The sequence below is a fragment of the Pseudonocardia halophobica genome (genome assembly GCF_027922425.1).
Lineage (GTDB): Bacteria > Actinomycetota > Actinomycetes > Mycobacteriales > Pseudonocardiaceae > Pseudonocardia > Pseudonocardia halophobica.
The window spans coordinates 1-1,500 of sequence record NZ_BSFQ01000111.1 but is presented as its reverse complement, the minus strand read 5'-3'; the positions used below and the strand labels follow the sequence as shown (position 1 = coordinate 1,500).

2 protein-coding genes are annotated in these 1,500 nt (G+C 72.5%); both read right to left on the bottom strand.

Annotated elements, in window-relative coordinates:
* The coding region (locus PKE99_RS37495; protein WP_271215020.1) for an NADH:flavin oxidoreductase at positions 1-965 on the bottom strand (965 nt) is incomplete at its 3' end.
* A partial coding sequence (locus PKE99_RS37490; protein ID WP_271215019.1) for a dihydrodipicolinate synthase family protein occupies positions 958-1,500 on the bottom strand: 543 nt, incomplete at its 5' end. The genes PKE99_RS37495 and PKE99_RS37490, both read right to left, overlap by 8 nt.

Below are 1,500 nucleotides of genomic sequence, written 5' to 3'. Positions count from 1 at the left end.
GCCTCCTCGGCGACGGCCCGGGCGGCCAGCTCGGGATCACCCAGCTGGCCGACGCCGATCACCGGGATGTCGACCTCCTTGCGCATCCGCGCCGCGTACTCGACGAACGTCGCGGCCGGGTAGCGCATCGGCGGGATCATCCGCTCGGCGGACGGCAGCGAGCGGTAGTGCCCCGCTGTCACGCTGACAGCGGCGGCGCCGAGCTCCGCAGCCCAGCGTCCGACCTGGATGCCCTCGTCGAGGGCCACACCGCCAGGGAAGAAGTCCTCGACGCCGATCCGGAAGATGACGGGGATCTCCGGCACCTCCGCCCGGATCCGGCGCAGGACGTCGAGCCCGAAGCGAGCCCGGTTCTCGAGCGACCCGCCGTACTCGTCCGTGCGGACGTTCTCCGACGGGGAGAGGAACTGGGAGATCAGGTAGCCGTGCGCGCCGTGCAGCTCGACCAGGTCGAACCCGGCCTCCTGCGCCCGACGGGCAGCGGCGACGAAGGCGTCGGTGGTCTCCGCGATGCGTTCCCGCGTCATCGCCTGGGGCACGGCGAGCTCGGCCTCGATCTCGAACACCGGTGTCGGGACGGCGGACGGCGCCACCGGCGTGGTGCCGGAGACGACCGATCGCGCCCGGCTGCCGCCGTGCCCGAGCTGGATGGAAGCCTTGGCGCCCGCCGCGTGCACGGCGCCGACCAGCCTCCGCAACCCCGGCAGGTAGCGGTCATGGCAGATCCCGAGCTCGCGGAACCGGTGCCGACCGGCGATCTCCGGCGACGCCATCTCGACGGTCACCAGCCCGACCCCGCCCTCGGCCCGGGCCCGGTAGTAGGCGATCGTCGCCTCGGTGACGAAGCCGTCGTCGTCCGCGAGGCGGGTGGTCATCGACGGCAGCAGGGTGCGGTTGCGGAGTTCGACGCCGCCGATCCGGACCGGGTCGAAGAGAGACGGTGCGGCGGTCGCCTGCTCAGCCACGAGCCAGTCCCGCTGCGGCCACGGCCTCGCGCAGGGCCTGCCGCTCGGCGGCCGGGATCGGCTGGAGCGGCGGGCGGACATGCGCCTCGTCGATGCGGTCGAGCGCGGCGAGGGCGACCTTCATCCGGTTGTGGCCGTCCAGGAACGGGTCCGCGTAGCAGGCCTCGGCGACCGGCTGGATGCGGTCCCAGATCCGCCGTGCCTCGGCCAGGTCCTGCTTCTCGACCGCGCGCCACAGCCCGACGTGCAGGTCGACGACGACGCTTCCGTGCCCGGACAGGATCCCGTCGGCACCGAGCACCAGCGACGCCAGCAGCGATCGGCTGAAGCTCGACAGCACCGCGACGGGCCGGTCGAGCTCGCGCAGGGCGCGCAGGTTCCGCTCGTAGGCCACGATGTCGTTGGACCACTCCTTGACCGCCACGATCTGCTCGATCTCGGTGCAGAGCCGGACGACGGTGTCCGTCGGCAGGCGCAGACCCGAGGTACTCGGGTACAGGAAGGCGATCAGCGGCAGGGATGTGGCGTTAGCGGT